Source organism: Gracilimonas halophila, assembly GCF_042684365.1.
Lineage (GTDB): Bacteria > Bacteroidota > Rhodothermia > Balneolales > Balneolaceae > Gracilimonas > Gracilimonas halophila.
In genome coordinates, this window is sequence record NZ_JBHULI010000005.1 from 34,601 (window position 1) to 50,624 (window position 16,024).

General features: G+C 41.5%; 12 protein-coding genes and 1 tRNA gene. 9 read left to right on the forward strand and 4 right to left on the reverse strand.

Features of this window, described 5'->3' with window-relative positions:
• Window positions 1-226 precede the first annotated feature (226 nt).
• Window positions 227-3,565, forward strand: a complete 3,339-nt coding sequence (locus ACFSVN_RS03970) for an amidohydrolase family protein (protein WP_390298952.1) — start codon at window positions 227-229, stop codon at window positions 3,563-3,565.
• An 82-nt stretch (window positions 3,566-3,647) separates the two neighbouring features.
• Here ACFSVN_RS03970 and ACFSVN_RS03975 read toward each other — a convergent pair whose 3' ends face one another.
• Window positions 3,648-4,316 (reverse strand): hypothetical protein, encoded by a 669-nt coding sequence (locus ACFSVN_RS03975; RefSeq protein WP_390298955.1) that lies wholly within the window; start codon window positions 4,314-4,316, stop codon window positions 3,648-3,650.
• Window positions 4,317-4,767: 451 nt separating this feature from the next.
• Here ACFSVN_RS03975 and ACFSVN_RS03980 point away from each other — a divergent pair, with 451 nt between their 5' ends.
• Window positions 4,768-7,686, forward strand: a complete 2,919-nt coding sequence (locus ACFSVN_RS03980; RefSeq protein ID WP_390298958.1) for a TonB-dependent receptor domain-containing protein — start codon at window positions 4,768-4,770, stop codon at window positions 7,684-7,686.
• Between the two features lie 11 nt (window positions 7,687-7,697).
• Window positions 7,698-9,167 (forward strand): hypothetical protein, encoded by a 1,470-nt coding sequence (locus tag ACFSVN_RS03985; RefSeq protein ID WP_390298961.1) that lies wholly within the window; start codon window positions 7,698-7,700, stop codon window positions 9,165-9,167.
• Between the two features lie 42 nt (window positions 9,168-9,209).
• Here the strand turns inward: ACFSVN_RS03985 and ACFSVN_RS03990 are convergent, their stop codons facing one another.
• From ACFSVN_RS03990 to ACFSVN_RS04000, 3 genes are read right to left on the reverse strand one after another with little or no spacing between them, the layout of a single operon-like run.
• Complete coding sequence (locus ACFSVN_RS03990; RefSeq protein ID WP_390298964.1) at window positions 9,210-10,550, reverse strand: pyridoxal phosphate-dependent decarboxylase family protein; 1,341 nt, start codon at window positions 10,548-10,550, stop codon at window positions 9,210-9,212.
• On the reverse strand, window positions 10,550-11,425 hold the full coding sequence (locus tag ACFSVN_RS03995) for a DUF3078 domain-containing protein (protein WP_390298967.1): 876 nt from the start codon (window positions 11,423-11,425) through the stop codon (window positions 10,550-10,552). The genes ACFSVN_RS03990 and ACFSVN_RS03995 overlap by 1 nt, the downstream gene beginning before the upstream one ends.
• 11 nt (window positions 11,426-11,436) lie before the next feature.
• Window positions 11,437-11,934, reverse strand: coding sequence for a phosphoribosyltransferase family protein (locus ACFSVN_RS04000; protein WP_390298970.1), 498 nt, complete (start codon window positions 11,932-11,934; stop codon window positions 11,437-11,439).
• A 120-nt stretch (window positions 11,935-12,054) separates the two neighbouring features.
• Here ACFSVN_RS04000 and ACFSVN_RS04005 point away from each other — a divergent pair, with 120 nt between their 5' ends.
• The 6 genes from ACFSVN_RS04005 (at window position 12,055) to pth (ending at window position 15,991) form a co-directional block, all read left to right on the forward strand.
• The gene (locus ACFSVN_RS04005) at window positions 12,055-12,333 is read left to right on the forward strand and encodes a YtxH domain-containing protein (protein ID WP_390298973.1); all 279 of its coding nucleotides are present in this window, start codon (window positions 12,055-12,057) and stop codon (window positions 12,331-12,333) included.
• Window positions 12,326-13,492, forward strand: coding sequence for a DUF2851 family protein (locus ACFSVN_RS04010; protein ID WP_390298976.1), 1,167 nt, complete (start codon window positions 12,326-12,328; stop codon window positions 13,490-13,492). The genes ACFSVN_RS04005 and ACFSVN_RS04010 overlap by 8 nt, the downstream gene beginning before the upstream one ends.
• Before the next feature lie 48 nt (window positions 13,493-13,540).
• Window positions 13,541-13,611: transfer RNA gene (locus ACFSVN_RS04015), tRNA-Gln, on the forward strand.
• Between the two features lie 103 nt (window positions 13,612-13,714).
• On the forward strand, window positions 13,715-14,647 hold the full coding sequence (locus ACFSVN_RS04020; RefSeq protein WP_390298979.1) for a ribose-phosphate diphosphokinase: 933 nt from the start codon (window positions 13,715-13,717) through the stop codon (window positions 14,645-14,647).
• A gap of 19 nt (window positions 14,648-14,666) precedes the next feature.
• A complete protein-coding gene (locus ACFSVN_RS04025; protein ID WP_390298982.1) occupies window positions 14,667-15,389 on the forward strand; it encodes a 50S ribosomal protein L25 in 723 nt (240 codons plus the stop codon).
• Window positions 15,390-15,433: 44 nt separating this feature from the next.
• Window positions 15,434-15,991 carry an aminoacyl-tRNA hydrolase gene (gene pth / locus ACFSVN_RS04030; RefSeq protein WP_390298985.1) on the forward strand — a complete coding sequence of 186 codons (558 nt, stop codon included), beginning with the start codon at window positions 15,434-15,436 and terminating at the stop codon, window positions 15,989-15,991.
• Window positions 15,992-16,024 lie beyond the last annotated feature (33 nt).

Genomic DNA, 16,024 nt, shown 5'->3' on the forward strand with positions numbered 1-16,024 from the left:
ATGAAAATTTTTCAGAAAGATAACATTCTTAAATCTAATATTTTATAATTGTAAGATTGCATGACACATGGTTAAGAATGAGAATGGTACACAGATCATGTTTCTGCAGAGCTCAAGAATTAGGGTGTTTTTAGCACTTTCCAAATGACTTGTTTATACTTATAAAATCATTGGGCTGGGTTTTTAAAATTTTTAGCTTCATTCAATTATAACAAAACAGCAAAATATGAGACTGATCGATGTCATATCAACTTTTTTAAAACTTTTTGTAATGCTTTTAATTATGCTCTTCTCCCCCGAAATGTTGTGGGCGCAGGATGGTGAAGCTGAATCAGATTCAACAGAATCGGAAGAGCTTAATGAGTTACCTTTAAAGCCCGGTCGCGAATTTTCTTTTGATTTGACCGAAGGCTCGTGGATCTCGCTGGATGTGAGTCCAAACGGACAAACCATTGTTTTTGATTTTCTGGGAGACCTGTACACGATTCCGATAGAAGGAGGAGAAGCTACACAGGTCACCGAGGGGATGCAGTTTGACAGCCAACCCAGGTTCAGCCCTGACGGGAATAAAATAGCTTTTATATCTGATGCATCAGGTGGAGAGGGAGTTTGGATTTATGATCTTGAAACAGAAGAATCGAAGCAGTTGACTCGCGGAAAAGATAATGAATATCAGTCGCCTGAATGGACACCAGATGGTAAATATGTGATCGCCTCTAAAGATGATCCGGGAAACCATAAGATCTGGTTGTATCATATCGACGGTGGGTCGGGAACGCCTTTAGTTGATGAGCCCGGCAATCTCCGTATGACTGAAGGGGCATTTGGTGCGGATGAACGGTATGTCTGGTTTTCCAGAAGATCTGGAACCTGGAACTATAATGCTTCACTCCCTCAGTATCAGATTGCGACATATGACCGTGAAACGGGGGATATCACCACGCAGAGCGATAGATACGGATCTTCATTTCGAGCAACACTTTCCAATGATGGAAAGTGGCTGGTGTATGGTACCCGACACGATGAACACACCGGACTAGTAAAACGAAATTTGGAAACAGGTGATGAAGACTGGCTGGCCTATCCGGTTCAACATGATGATCAGGAATCACGGGCTTCGCGGGATGTACTGCCCGGAATGTCTTTCACCCCTGATAGTGAATTTGTGGTAACTTCATACGGCGGTAAGATCTGGAAGCTCCCCATAAACGGTGGCGACGCTGAGGAAATTCCGTTTCGAGTTACCGGAAGTATTGACCTTGGTCCCGAACTGGACTTCAACTATCCGATTGAAGACACCCCTCAGTTTAAGATCACACAGATCCGGGATGCAGTTCCTTCACCCGATGGAAAGAAAATAGCATTCACCGCTTTAAATGAGATTTACACCATGGAATTACCCGATGGTGAACCGCGAAAATTGGTGGAGCTGGATGAAATTCAGGCTCAACCTATATGGTCGCCTGATGGTGAGTGGATAGCTTTTGTAACATGGACTCCTGAGACAGGGAAGTTATATAAAGTCCGTGAAAACGGCAGGCGACTACAGCAGTTGAATGAAGAAGAAGGGGTGTTCCAGGATCCTGTTTGGAATAACGATGGAAGCCGAATTGTGGTGATCAAAGGACAGCCACAAGATTTTAGAAACGCGACTCGGCGTTCGGCATTTCAGGGAACGAGTGATTTGGTTTGGATCGATGCTGATGGAAGTGAGAATAATTTCATTACCTATACCAACGGGCGTTCCAATCCTCATTTTGTGAAAGATTCAGACCGAATATATCTCTCAAGCTGGAGTGGGTTGACCTCCATTCGATGGGATGGAACCGATGAGAAAGAACATCTGGAAGTAACACGAAGCGGTGGCGGAAGAGCATCCTGGATCCGTATGGCTCCTGAGGGTGATCAAGCGCTTGCCCAGATAGGAACCGACTTATTTATCGTAACCGTACCTCAAGTTGGAGGTGAAGCTCCATCCATTCGTGTAGGAGGCTCTTCAAGTGCGTTCCCAAGTAAAAAGCTAACCGATATTGGTGGGCAATTTCCTGCCTGGAGCCGGGATGCTAATCGCGTGCATTGGTCCATCGGAAATGCACACGTGATCTATGATTTTGAAGCTGAAGAAGCCTACAAAGACAGCGTGGAGGCAGCCAAAGAGATGGAGGAAGAAGCTGAGGGGGCGGAATCTGGTGAAGAAGAAGGGGATGAAGAATCTGAGGAAGAAAAAGAAGAGAAGTCTGAAAAAGACGAAGGGTATAAACCTGATGAAATTGAGATCAGTGTGATGGCCGATCGTGATATTCCGGAAGGAACTCTTGTACTTCGGGGTGCTACAGTTATCACAATGAACGGTGATGAGATCATTGAAAATGCAGATCTTTTGATAGAGAATAATCGCATTACGGGAATTGGAGCACGCGGTGAAGTTGATATCCCATCCGGTGCGGAGATCAAGGAAGTTTCCGGCAAGACCATTATCCCGGGATTTGTGGATACTCACGCACACTTTCGTCATCCGGTGAATTTGCACCGAGGTGAATTTTGGAGCTACATGACGAATCTGGCGTACGGTGTTATCACAACAAGAGATCCGCAGACTGCCACTACGGATGTGTTGACCTATCAGGATCTTGTTCATGCCGGAAAACTGCTTGGTCCAAGAGTATATTCAACCGGTCCGGGGGTATTCAGTAGTGAGAATATCAAAGACCTTGATCACGCCCGAGATGTAATGAAACGCTACAGCGAATATTACGACACGAAAACTATAAAGATGTATGGAGCTGGAAATCGTGAACAGCGCCAATGGATCATTCAGGCTTCCAAAGAGCAAGAGCTGATGCCAACTACGGAAGGTTCGCTCGACTTCAAGGAAAACCTGACACAAGTGATCGATGGTTATCCCGGCCATGAGCATTCATTCCCGGTATTTCCACTGTATAAGGATGTGATTGACTTGGTGGCTTTTTCCAGAACCGTTTACACGCCTACCTTGCTGGTTGCGTATGGCGGTCCTTGGGCAGAGAATTATTATTATGCTACAGAGCGTCCACATGACGAGCCTAAACTGCAGCGATTTATGCCGCATCAAAATTTAGATGAGCGAACACGTCGACGCAATGCAGGGTGGTTTATGGAAGAGGAACATGTATTTGAAGAACAATCTGTGTTTGTAAAAGACCTGGTTGAAGCGGGTGGTCGCGCGGGCGTTGGGAGTCACGGACAGCTTCAAGGGCTAGGTTATCATTGGGAGTTATGGGCAATGCAGGCGGGAGGTATATCCGAGCATGATATCTTGAAAGTAGCCACCATACAGGGCGCAGAAGCCATTGGATTAGATACTGATCTTGGAACAGTAGAAGAAGGAAAGCTGGCTGATCTGCTGATCCTGAATTCGAACCCGTTGGAAAATATCCGCAATTCCAAAGATATCCATTACATCATGAAGAATGGATATATGTACGAAGCAGAAACCTTAAATGAGGTATTCCCGGATCAGAAAGAGTTACCAACATTCTGGTGGCAGAATAACGAGCCTTTGGGAGTTCCTGGAGTAGAAAAATAGTGTTACGGTACGAGAGTGTTATGGTGTTAAAGTGTTACCAAATTTTCTGACGGTAACACTTTAACACCATCGCACCATAACACTAAAGCACCGTCTCAGGGTGAACTTCTTCAAAGCCGTGGGGAGGTTTGTCCAGTGTCCAGGTCTCAAAATAGAAATGGCGTTCCGACCTGAATTTCTTGCCATTGATGCTGAAAAAGCGGAAGGCTTCCGGTACTAATTTTTGCATCGGAAAGAACATCTCTCGATACACATTCTTTTTTGAAAACATATGCAGGTCAAAGCCGTCTTTGGCCTGTTCTTTATAGACTACGATATATCCGGCTTCCAGCGCTTCTTTTAATTCTTCCTTCAAATGACCCACATTGGAATTGATGTCGATATGTAGAGAAGTGATATCCAGATCAACCTTATCGCTATCGGTTAAGATAAAAACATCGCCTAACTCCATATCCTGAACAGCTTTTTGTATGGAGGGAAATTGTGTTTTGTACGTGAAGATTTTTTTGCTTTGGAAAGCAACTTCAAGTGCACCTATCACTTCATCATAAGCCGATAATGCATTCAGTCCAAAACGTTCGTTTTCAAGATCTGTTCCTGTGAGGTAGAATTTGGAATAGGTAGGATCGGGTTTCATGAAGTCCTCAAGCGAGGTTTCCATTTCCCTTGGGTTATCACGGGTGTTACGTTCGGCTAATTTGTCGAGGCGTTGATCGTGGTGAAATATAAGTTTGAAGATATCAGTGTTCATGTATTAAAAGTAAAAAGTGATATATATTACATCGAAAGTTAATGAAATACTCTACGAAGATTAAGGTACTCCTAAAAGTGTCATTAGTAGCTGAAATGGCTTTAGTTGAGAACTGTGAGCAGCCCTGGGGTACTTCCCCAATTTGGTATTAACTAAAAACTAAATTAATAGCCTGGATAGTTCTTTTACTATTTTAAAAGATCATTAAATAAATATTAAAACCAAAAAACAGGCTTTTTAATAACAAAATGTGGCGATTCAGTAAAATATAGTTAGTTTCATATTGTTGATTCTTTTATCTAGGCTCTTCAAAATTTTAAAAGTTATTAATACAATAATGATATAGATAAATTCTATACCTTCAACGTGGCAAATTTTAATTTTAGAGTAAAATCTGTCTGCCATGCATAATTGCATCCTATAAGTAGATCAAAGATTTAAGAATATTAAGATGGCATGTAAGTTCAGTCTAAAACGAATAATAGTTGTTCTTTTTTTTAGTCATATTTTTATTAGCGCATATGCTCAAACAACAACTATTCATATCTCAGGTCGGGTAATAAGCAATGAGACTCAGAATGCAATAGAAGAAGCATCAGTGCAGGTATTAGCTGCACAACCAGGCGAGGAAGACCCTGCTGGTATTGGAACAGTAACAAAAAGAGACGGAACGTTCGACCTTTATTTTCCCTATAAATTTCCTTTTAAAATACGGGTGTCTCATGTTTCATTCAGACCTTTTGAGCTCATAATTCGTGAACAAGAAGAAGCGCTTAACCTTATAATACCCTTGTCACCAAATATCTTGGGGCAAGATCTGTTTGTAACGGCTCCTTTGGCTACTGAAAGTGAGATGAAGCAGACAAAGACCATTGACAGGTTAAGTACAGTAGATGTTCAACAGCTCGCATCATTTGACGTTTATGATCTGGTTTCTACATTAAGAGAGGTTGATGTAGCAACTCAAAGTATGACAATGCAGTCTGTTAATACAAGGGGTTTTAATGCCAGTGCAAATAAAAGGTTCCTTCAGCTTACAGATGGAATAGATAACAGGGCACCCGGGTTAAGTTTTCCGATAGGTAATTTAATGGGACTACCGGATGTGGATGTATCCTCAGTTGAGATACTTCCCGGCCCCTCATCCACCCAATACGGCTCAAGTGCACTCAATGGGGTGCTATTGATGAACAGCAGGGATCCATTTGAGGACCAGGGGATATCGGCTGAAATCAAAACCGGGGTGAATAACTTAAATCTGAATGGCAGCTCATTTTCATCCGCAAGTGGTGACGGGATGTATGATATACAAGGACGATATGCAAAGGCATTCAATGATAAATTTGCTTTTAAAGTTACCGGAGTTTACACAACCGGTGTTGACTGGATGGCTGAAAATTATGATAACATTGGATATGGAAAACCTTATGCAAACAGAAATGATCAACCGGGATATAATGGGGTGAATACCTATGGGGACGAAGATTTTGTTTACATGAAAGTACATTCAGATGGAGAGGCCGAATACGATCCGGAGACAGGAACATATATAGTTCCTCCTGCAAATTTTGGGCCCGTAACCCGAACAGGATACAGAGAGGCAGATCTTGTAGACTATGGAATCGAGACTTTAAGAACAGCGACTTCACTGCAATATAAATTCAGTGATAATTATAAGATCAAACTCGAAGGTAAATACGGAAATACCAATTCTATTTACACGGGCGATACAAGGGTAAGATTATCCGGTTTCAAAATGTATCAAACGAGTTTGGAACTGCAACTGGACAGGTTAAATATTCACGGATATTCTACATGGCAAAATTCAGGGAACTCCTATGATGTTACTTCCCTGGCTGACATTTTAATCCAAAGTGCTAAAAAAGATGCTGATTGGTTTCGGGATTATCTTGCGATATACGAAACTGGGTTTCCCGGCCTTGGTATACCGCCTGCCAGTACTAAATTCGCAAGAAGGTTTGCTGACTCCAAGAATTCGGTTACGCCTGGTTTAGAAGGGGTGAATGCACGATATGAGGAAGGTACACCGGAGTTTAGGGAAATGGTGCAAAAGGTCATTAACAGTCAGGACCAGGCTTCGGGGGCTGCTATTCGTGATAATTCAAAATTATACCATGTTCAGAGCTCGTACCAGGTTCCTGAGTTTATCCAAAATACAAAAATTGATGTGGGGGGGAATTTTCGATTTTTCGATCTTTCATCCGGAGGTACCATTTTCCCGGATACGGCATCAAATAATATAACAAATTATGAATTGGGCGGCTTTCTAAGAGCTGAAAATTCCTTTTTTGATGATGAGCTGAATATAAATTCTGCTGTAAGGTTTGATAAAAATGAAAACTTTGATGTTCGAATCAGCCCTCAGTTTTCCATTAACTATGCATTAAATGACAAACATTTTTTCAGGTTTTCCTATCAGTATGGTTTCAGGTACCCGGGTGTAAGAGAGCAATTTGTAAATGATGACCTTGGCCCCGCCTATCTGATAGGAGGGTTACAACAAAATGTAGCCCCGCTCGAATTACAAGGTAACGCATTTACTCAAGATGCAGTGAATGAATTTAACAGGGCTGTAACTGAAAAATTGGAAGAATCTATTTATGACCCGGTAGTATATGACAGGTTGCAGGCTGAAATTGAGAGTTTACCAATATTGGAAAACGGGATTCTTGCTGAAGATCAACTGGTGAGCATAAATCCTGAAGTGGTCAATTCTTTTGAGGTAGGTTATAAGCAATTAATTACCCCTCAATTGTATTTGGATCTAAATTCATATGTAAGTTTCTATCAAGATTTTATTGGGGTTACGAGAGTAGTAAAGCCAAGAACCAGCCCTGCTACAGATCTTTTGATCGCGTCCGGTCAGATCAATAACAGTCTCGAAAGTGATAGGTATTATGTGTATAGCAATGCGCAGGATGAAATGACCGTGATCGGTGCTTCTTTTGCACTTGACTATATTTCCGGAGGCTTTTTTGCAGGCCTGAACGGTTCCTATTCTAGGTTAATACAAAGCTCTACGGACCCTATTACTCCCGGTTTTAATACTCCTCCGTTTAAGATGAATTTTGAATGGGGAAACAGAGAGTTCATTACCAACGTTGGGTTTAAAATGACCTATAGATACCGGACCGCTTTTTTCTGGGAGAGCTCGTTTATAGACGGCCCAATTGATATGTATGGTCATTTCGATTTTCAGTTCAATGTGAGACTTCCTGAAGCCAAGAGTACCCTTAAATTTGGAGTAACTAATTTAGGGGTCAATAAGTACTATAATATCTTTGGGGGACCTTCCGTAGGGTCTATACTGTTTGCAACGCTAAATTTTAATCCAAAAATGTTTCAATGATCATTAAAAGTATGCGGACAAAAATATTTTTATTTGGACTTTCCCTGTTACTACTTCAGGGTTGTGGATATGAATTTCCAACCTCTTCTACTGCGGAAGAGCCGGATTTAAAAGAGCTGAATTTAGATCGAATGACGATCATTGGGAGTACTATATCAGCTGGATATATGAATGGTGCTTTATACAATGAGGGGGAAAGCCATTCTTATGGTGCTTTGATAGACAGTTTGTTGAATATGGATTCATTTACTCCACTATCGATAGACAGTAAGTATGGATATAATCGTAATACTGGTTCGGGTATATTAGGCCGGTTTTATCTTTCTTTTAGAAACCCAATCCAAGACTGGCCGGCAAGGTATAATGAAGATGGGGAGGCAATTTCTAACTTTAATGGAGATATCAATCAGGTTACAAATTTTAGTATCCCCGGCTTGAAATCATTCCAAATTGATGATAGCGATGCGCTAAGCGGGAACACATATTTTGACAGAATTCTAGACAAGGGGGTAAATGAAAGCCTCTTGGATTTGGCTTTACAACAAGACCCCACTGTTGTGTTGTTTGAACCGGGCACAGAAGATATTTTAGGGCATGTCACACTTGGAGCCGCTGGGGAAGTGGACCCTCTTGCAACTGATATCAGCTATTCTGATCTCACCCCGGAATCAGTTTTTGAGGATAATCTCAATGATGCCATAAATAGAATTTTAAATGAATCTTCTTCTGAAATATTCATGCTGAATATCCCTGACTTCACACCAATGTCATATTTCAGTGAACTGATTTGGTATTTTTCACCGTCAGAATGGGCCTCTATCACTACAGGAAGTTATCCTCCATTTGGACTCTATTTCGATTTCAATCAGGACGTGCAGGAACACAATAGTACTGCAGATAGAGAGGAGAGACGACCCACCATAGTTTTTGATGGTACCGGAGGTAATGCGTTTCGGTCTAAAGTAATTCAGGATAAGTACTTGTCTGATGCACAAAATAATGAAGGTGATACAATTCCAAAATATCGTCAGATGACCGACGATGATCATTTCTTATATAATGTAGAGAGAATATACACCGAGAGAATTCAGAATGATGAAGTGACTTTTGGTTCATATCAACCAATAGATGATATGTTCATTTTAACCAAAACTGAAAAGGAAGTTGCTGAAGAAAGAAGGGAAGCATACAATGCTATCATTGAGAATATAGCTGCTAACAATACCAGGGTCCACTTAGTCGATTTTGCCGGCTTGATCGAAGGGGTAAATAATGGATTAGTATCCTACGATGGAGTAACCTACAGTTTAGGCTTTGACAATAAAACAGTTGTTTCAGCTGATGGTTATACATTGAATCATAGAGGGCAGGCATTACTGGCAAATGAAATTATAAAAGTCATGAATGCTAATTTTGGCAGTAATATCAGCTCCATTGATGTGAATGGCTTAAAAGGAACGGATATAAAACTCGATTTTTGAGGAGAAGGTCAGAATCAGAGAAAATCAACAAGGTTGAAATTCTTACACATGTAGGGAGATTTTTTCGATCAATTCTTCGACATACCTTTCATGTTCCGGTTTCATAAATACACTTCTTAAGATAGTAACATCTTCGGAGTCAGCGTTAAATTCGGGATGGAGTTTAGTAAAATCTTCGGCCGGAATTCGATACAAGGAAAGATAAAAAGACTGATCCTTCATGCCGCTATCAAAGATCCGTTTAGATTTGGAAGAGATCTCTGAAGTTGTGGTTACATCAGAGGGAAAGTATCCAAGGATGTCAAGCTCAGGCTTTTTGTAAGGCTTGAATTTCGAACTTGCCTCAGTCAGCTCATGCATTTTAAGCGCAGCATTTCGGCATTTTCCAAGAATTGGTCCAAATCCTTCTTTCTCTTTCAATGGGAATAGTTGAAGCGTAGCCCAAAGTGCGACTGCAGCAGCTCCCGCTCTTGAACATTCCAGACTGATCTCTCCAAGATGCAGATCTTCAGAAGTGAAATAGGTATAAGGAGAGTCATGTTTATAAAATTTTCCGACAGCGGGATCTTTAAATAACACACATCCACAACCATAAGGTTGAAGTCCATGCTTGTGAGGGTCCACAACGATGCTATCAGCGTGTTCCATTAACTTCCATGAAGTTCCATCAATAAGGTCAGTGTCTTTCAATGTCCGGAAAAAGCCTCCATAAGCAGCATCAATGTGAATTCTTATCCCATGCTCTTTCGCCCACGGCAGGATTTGATCTAGTGGCTCCACCTCTCCAAGCCCCGTAGTCCCTAAGGTAACTACAATAGTGCCGATTGTATCAGTGTCAATGGAATTCAGGTCAAAAGTTCCGTCTTCAAAAACCGGGATCTTTACTCCCTCAACCCTTAAAACAGAACACATTCGTTCATGAGTGTAATGTGCTTGTGATGAGAATGCGATCTTTTTATCGGGATGAGATTCCCGGGCTATCCAAAGTGCTTCCAGGTTTGCAATGGTACCGCTGGCAGTAAGATGCCCTAAAAATTCATCTCCGTAACCAAAGAAATGAGCCAGTTCATTTACAGCTTCTTTCTCCATTTCAGAAGAGGGTGGCCCACCATCCAGGGCATGGTTATTTGGGTTGATGCTCATCGCCATGGCGTAAGCTGCCCAGGTTAATGGATGAGGTGGTTTTAGCATCTGTCCGGCATAGGCGGGGTGATGAAAAGGGAAGTTACATTTCAGTCGCTGAGCCAGACGGTTAAAAGTAGCTTCAATTTTTTCATCAGAAACTTCGAGTGTCGCATCCTGTCTCCATTCCCCAAAAGAGTCTTGCCACTCTTTTAAAGTGGCAAGGGAATTATGCAAGATGTTTTTGGAGGACGTATTCATTAGTAGAGATTTACAGAAACACCTGCAGAAAGGACTTGCTTAAGCTGGATCTCACTGGAAAAGTCATTATCGTAACGTAGTTCAAACTGAAACGATGCACTCACAATGCTGTTGATCTGACCAATAAGTTCATTAGACCAAAATACATCAGTTTCGTTTATAGGAATCAGGAAATTTGTAAATGTTTCTACCGAACTTGCATACAGAATGTTTTCAAAAACCTCTTTCTCAAAGTTTATCCCAGTAGTTAAACCACCTTCAGATCTAAAATTATCACCGGCATCTAGGCCGTAATTGGTCGCAAGATCGTCATCGGTTACAAAGGTTTGTTTTAGACCTAAACCTGCTTCAAAAGTAAATGCCGCTGAAGGATCATAAGCAATACCAATGCCTTCACTTAAATAAGCCGGTGCAAAAAAGTTTGATATCTGAATATCTGGCTGTCCGTCTTCAGTAGCGTATTCAAAACCTTGATCAAATTGAGTTCTGAAGTTAATGGTGGCATAGCCGGAAAGAGTTCCATCTTCTCTAAAGGTATAGTTAAAACGATTCCTAATAGAGATCAAATCATCGGTTTTTCGTACGCCCTGACCCTTCGAGTTAGATTGGCCGTATTTCAGGTTGGTTCTGAATCCGTAACTAAATTGCCCTTGTTTATAATATAAAGTAAAGATTGATGATCCTGTTCCACTTATAGAGCTGACGCCACCTTGCGACCAATTGTTATAAGCTGCCTGAGAACCGTTTAAACTTGCCACCCAGCTTTGATCCCATCCTTTCAGGGTATCGGGTATGGAAATATTTTGAGCAGTGGCAGATATGCTGCATATCATTAATATTGATAGTGTGATCGCAGAGTATAAAAATGTTCTCATTTTTTATCTAATTACTTGTTTTTAAATAGTATAGCTTCTTTTAATTTTGAGTCTTTCAGCATAACCTCAATATGCTCACCGGCTTTTGTTGGGACAGTGATTCCGGACATATGTGTGAGTAACGGGTACTTACGGTGGCCACGGTCTATCAAGACGGCGATTTCAATGATATCAGGTTCGTACATACCACAGATAGCTGAAAGAGCTTCAAACATGGTTTTTCCTGAAAAGATCACATCATCCACAAGTAAGACGAACTTATCATTGCAATCCGGCAGGGGAGTCTCAGAACTGTTGCCACTCACTTCGTACCGATGCGCTGAAATATCCTTACCCAATAAATCAGCAATATTCTCAGAAAGTTCCAGGGCCGTTGCATACCCTCTTTCGTTCAGGCCAATGATCACCAGTTCTTTGTCATTTCCCATGCGCTCCCAAACCTGTATTGCAATACGGTGCAGTGTACGCTGCATCCGGGGGCGGTCCATTAATGTTATTTGCTTTTTCATAGGCTGCTTTTAAATTCAGAAGAAGGTACAGTTTTCTATACTCAGTGTTAAAAAAATAACGAAAAACGATAGGAATATTCGTATCTTAACAGTGTTAACCTCAACCTAAAAGAGAGACCCATGAAAAGAGGAATCGGAACATTATTATTTGGAGCAACAGCCTTTGCCGGTGGCATCATAGCCGGTTTGTTATTAACCCCAAAAAGTGGAAAAGAAAACCTCGACTGGCTGGAAAATCAAGGCCGTAAGCTCAAAAAAGACGGCGAAATGAGAATAGATCAGGTTTCGAAAGGAATCAAAAAAACTGTGAAGGATACATTTCCTGACCTTTATGCAGCAACGGAGAATCTCGATTTTTCTGAAGCAGAAGAGATCGAAGAAATAACCAGGCATGGATAAACCTGAATTTCAACATTCAGAGGCTTTTTTACAGTGGATATGGGAAAATCTGCTGTTTGATTTTACAGACCTTAAGACGACATGTGGGAAATCATTAAATATTATAAGACAGGGCGTATTAAATACCACTGACGGGCCCGATTTCACGCATGCTGCTTTAGAGGTAGATAATCTTATATGGCATGGGGATATTGAGATGCATGTAACAAGCAATGGGTGGAATGCACATGATCATCAAAATGATCCTAACTTCAATACTGTAATTTTACATGTTGTCACTGATGGAAGCCCACAACCGGTGATAACACAAAATGGAAGTACCCCTTATACCCTGAACTTGATGCCATATATGTCAAAAAAGTTGCGGGTTTTTTTAAAGGGGTTTGAAGATCCTGCAGCTTTGCCTTGCAGCAGGGGTGTTAGCTTTATATCAGAAGAAGCTTTTTTTAAACAGATCGAAAAATCACATATTGAGTACTTCGAAAAGAAATCAAATGATTTTTTACGTTTTTATGATCCCGATAAACTTCCGTCGGATGCATGGAAATATGCGTTGATCTTATCATTATGGGATGGGTTTGGGATCGCTCACAATAGAGAGCCCATGCAGGAAACAGCACAACAATTGCTTGAGAAATGGTCGGGTGCTTCTGTAGGTCAGGGAACAGAGCTTGCTTTCAATATCGCCGGTATTTACGATGATGGAAATGACCTAAAATGGAACATGAAGTCAGTTCGTCCGGCGAATCATCCGAAGCAGCGGATAACAGAGGCTGTAAAATTTACTGCTTTGATCTTGCGTGAGCCCTTCAAAAATTTACTCTCTTCTCGCTCTACTGAGATCTGGAAAACATGGGTTGAGGAGGCAGGTCTGCACAGGTCTTCGCGCATTGAAATATTGTACGGAACGGTATATTTGCCATCCATCTATGTGCTGGGAAATTTATTTGCTCACCAGAAACTTTCACAGCATGTACTCTCAGAGTGGAAGCGGTTGAAAACTCCTATTCCCGCATCTTTACTTAAAAGATTCAAATCGTTGAACCTCAACAGCTCAACATATCGCAAGAAACTGGGTGCTATCCATCAATTAAAATCATATTGTGATGATCATCGGTGCTCAGAATGTTTTGTGCTAAAAAATGCGATTGAGTCTTGATTGCTTTTAAAGTGATTTCTATCTTTGGAGTCTGTCAATGACATGAATTGCCCGGTCGTCTAATGGCAGGACAGCTGGTTTTGGTCCAGTCAGTGGGGGTTCGAATCCTCCCCGGGCAACACAAACTTATAAAGGATGACTGAGAGGCCATCCTTTTTGTTTATTGGTGAGCATTTATTGATGATTTTTTCATAGTTATAACCTGAACACTAAGCCTGCAACGTGGACACTCCCCTGGCGATATTTTCCGGAACAAGTAACCCGGCTTTAGCAAGAGCAATTGCTGAGGAATATGGTACATCTTTAGGGGACGTGACAATTAAGAAATTCTCCGATGGCGAGCAGTATGTGAAATACGAGCAAAGCATTCGGGGAGAAGATATTTTTGTGATCCAGTCCACGCCTCCTCCCGGTGATAACATAATTGAGTTATTACTGCTTTTGGATGCGGCGAAACGAGCTTCGGTTAAGAGGGTAACGGCTGTAATTCCATATTTTGGATATGCCAGGCAAGACCGAAAAGATCAGCCGCGTGTTTCCATCGGTTCAAAACTGATGGCAAACCTTTTGGTTAAAGCCGGTGCCGATCGTGTACTGACTATGGATCTTCATGCTGCCCAGATACAAGGATTTTTTGATATCCCGCTTGACCATTTATATGCAAGCCGGGCTTTTATAGATCACTTTACCTCCAATCCCATTGATAACCTGGTTGTGGTAGCTCCTGATGTAGGAAGCTTAAAAATGTCCAGGGCATATTCGAAGAAATTGGGAGCAAGCTTGGCTTTTATTGACAAAAGAAGGCCAAAAGCGAATGAATCAGAGATCATGAATCTGATCGGTGAAGTGGAAGGAAAGAATGTGTTAATTGTCGATGATTTGATCGACACCGCCGGAACATTGACTAATGCTGCCGCCGCTTTAAAAGAAAGAGGGGCGTTAAGTATTATCGCAATTTGTACACATCCGATTTTATCGGGTCCGGCATATCAGCGAATCGAAGATTCGCCAATTGATGAGTTGTTGGTAACAGATACGGTTCAGCTTCGCCAACCTTCTGAAAAGATAAAGGTATTGAGCATCGCGAATATTTTTGCTGAAGCTATACAACGCATACATACTAACGACACTATCAGTGCACTGTTTGATAATTAATGATTAAGGTAAACGCATTATGGCAAACCCAGAATTAGTAAAACTTGAAGGAAAGAAAAGAGAGACCAGTAAAAAAGCGAATAAAGCGCTGAGAGAGGAACTGCGTGTTCCTGCTGTTCTCTATGGCCCGGAAGTTGAAGAAAACATTCATTTCTCCATTGATGAACTGGAATTGGAAAAAATTCTCAGAAAGCCTCAGACCAAGCTTCAGGAATTGACCGTTGATGGAAAAACGTACAAAACACTTCTTAAAAGAACTGAATTTGATCCTGTTACCGATCGTCCCGTTCATGCAGATTTTTATGTTCTTGCAGACGGACAAAAAGTAACGCTTCGTGTTCCTATTAAGATTTCAGGAAACGCTAAAGGAGTGGTTGAAAATGGTGGACGTGTTTTCAAACCAATGAATTTTATTCGTATTCGAGTACTTCCTGAAGCAATCCCGTCTGAATTTGAAATTGATATCTCACCACTTGAGATCGGTCAGTCTTTCCACATATCCGACCTGGAACTGGAAGGCATCATTCCTTTGGATGATATGAGCCGAACCATTGTAACCATTCGTCCTCCTAAAGGAGCTGACTTTCTTGAAAGTCTTGTTGCGGGTGTTACTGAAGAGGCTGAAGAAGAAGTGGCCGCTGAAGGTGAAGAAGTTGCTGAAGGCGAAGAACTTGCCGAAGGTGAAGAGGCTGCTGAAGGTGAAGAAGGAGAAGATTCTTCTGAAGACAAAACAGAAGAATAATCTCTGTTCATTATCGCAAAGTTGTAACGTAACCTCTTTTTGAAATGTCCCTTATTATAGGTTTAGGAAATATTGGGCAAGAATATGAGGGGACACGGCACAACATAGGATTTGAAGTAGTTGATGCTTTAGCTGAAACTCTTTCTACTACATTTGGCCCGGGCAACGGGCCTTTTGTGGTTGCAGAGGGCAGGCACAGAGGAAGAAATGTAGTACTTATAAAACCCACTACATATATGAACAGAAGTGGGAAGGCGGTACGAAAAGCTCTTTCAGTATATAACACAGATATAGAGCATTGCCTGATCATTTACGATGATCTGAATTTAGATGTTGGAGATGTTAGGCTGAGGGCACAGGGAAGTGCGGGTGGCCATAACGGTATCCAAAGTATCATCGATGAATTGGGCAGCAGGGAATTTCCCCGGTTGCGATTCGGGATCGGGAATGATTTCCCACGAGGCCGGCAAGTAGATTTTGTGTTGTCGCCTTTTACCAATGCAGATCAAAAGTATTTAGAAGAGGGCATACAAAAAGCCCATGATGCATCACTCAATTTTGTGAGGGACGGCATCGTAAAAACAATGAATAATTTTAATTAATAATGGCCGAAATTCGGCCTATTGAACTTAAAC

Excerpts from the sequence above, each read along its gene's own strand:
- ACFSVN_RS03975 (WP_390298955.1), bottom strand. The coding sequence starts at position 4,316 with ATGAACACTGATATCTTCAAACTTATATTTCACCACGATCAACGCCTC.
- ACFSVN_RS03980 (WP_390298958.1), top strand. The coding sequence starts at position 4,768 with ATGGCATGTAAGTTCAGTCTAAAACGAATAATAGTTGTTCTTTTTTTT.
- ACFSVN_RS03995 (WP_390298967.1), bottom strand. The coding sequence starts at position 11,425 with ATGAGAACATTTTTATACTCTGCGATCACACTATCAATATTAATGATA.
- ACFSVN_RS03985 (WP_390298961.1), top strand. The coding sequence starts at position 7,698 with ATGCGGACAAAAATATTTTTATTTGGACTTTCCCTGTTACTACTTCAG.
- ACFSVN_RS04010 (WP_390298976.1), top strand. The coding sequence starts at position 12,326 with ATGGATAAACCTGAATTTCAACATTCAGAGGCTTTTTTACAGTGGATA.
- pth (WP_390298985.1), top strand. The coding sequence starts at position 15,434 with ATGTCCCTTATTATAGGTTTAGGAAATATTGGGCAAGAATATGAGGGG.
- ACFSVN_RS04000 (WP_390298970.1), bottom strand. The coding sequence starts at position 11,934 with ATGAAAAAGCAAATAACATTAATGGACCGCCCCCGGATGCAGCGTACA.
- ACFSVN_RS03970 (WP_390298952.1), top strand. The coding sequence starts at position 227 with ATGAGACTGATCGATGTCATATCAACTTTTTTAAAACTTTTTGTAATG.
- ACFSVN_RS04005 (WP_390298973.1), top strand. The coding sequence starts at position 12,055 with ATGAAAAGAGGAATCGGAACATTATTATTTGGAGCAACAGCCTTTGCC.
- ACFSVN_RS03990 (WP_390298964.1), bottom strand. The coding sequence starts at position 10,550 with ATGAATACGTCCTCCAAAAACATCTTGCATAATTCCCTTGCCACTTTA.
- ACFSVN_RS04025 (WP_390298982.1), top strand. The coding sequence starts at position 14,667 with ATGGCAAACCCAGAATTAGTAAAACTTGAAGGAAAGAAAAGAGAGACC.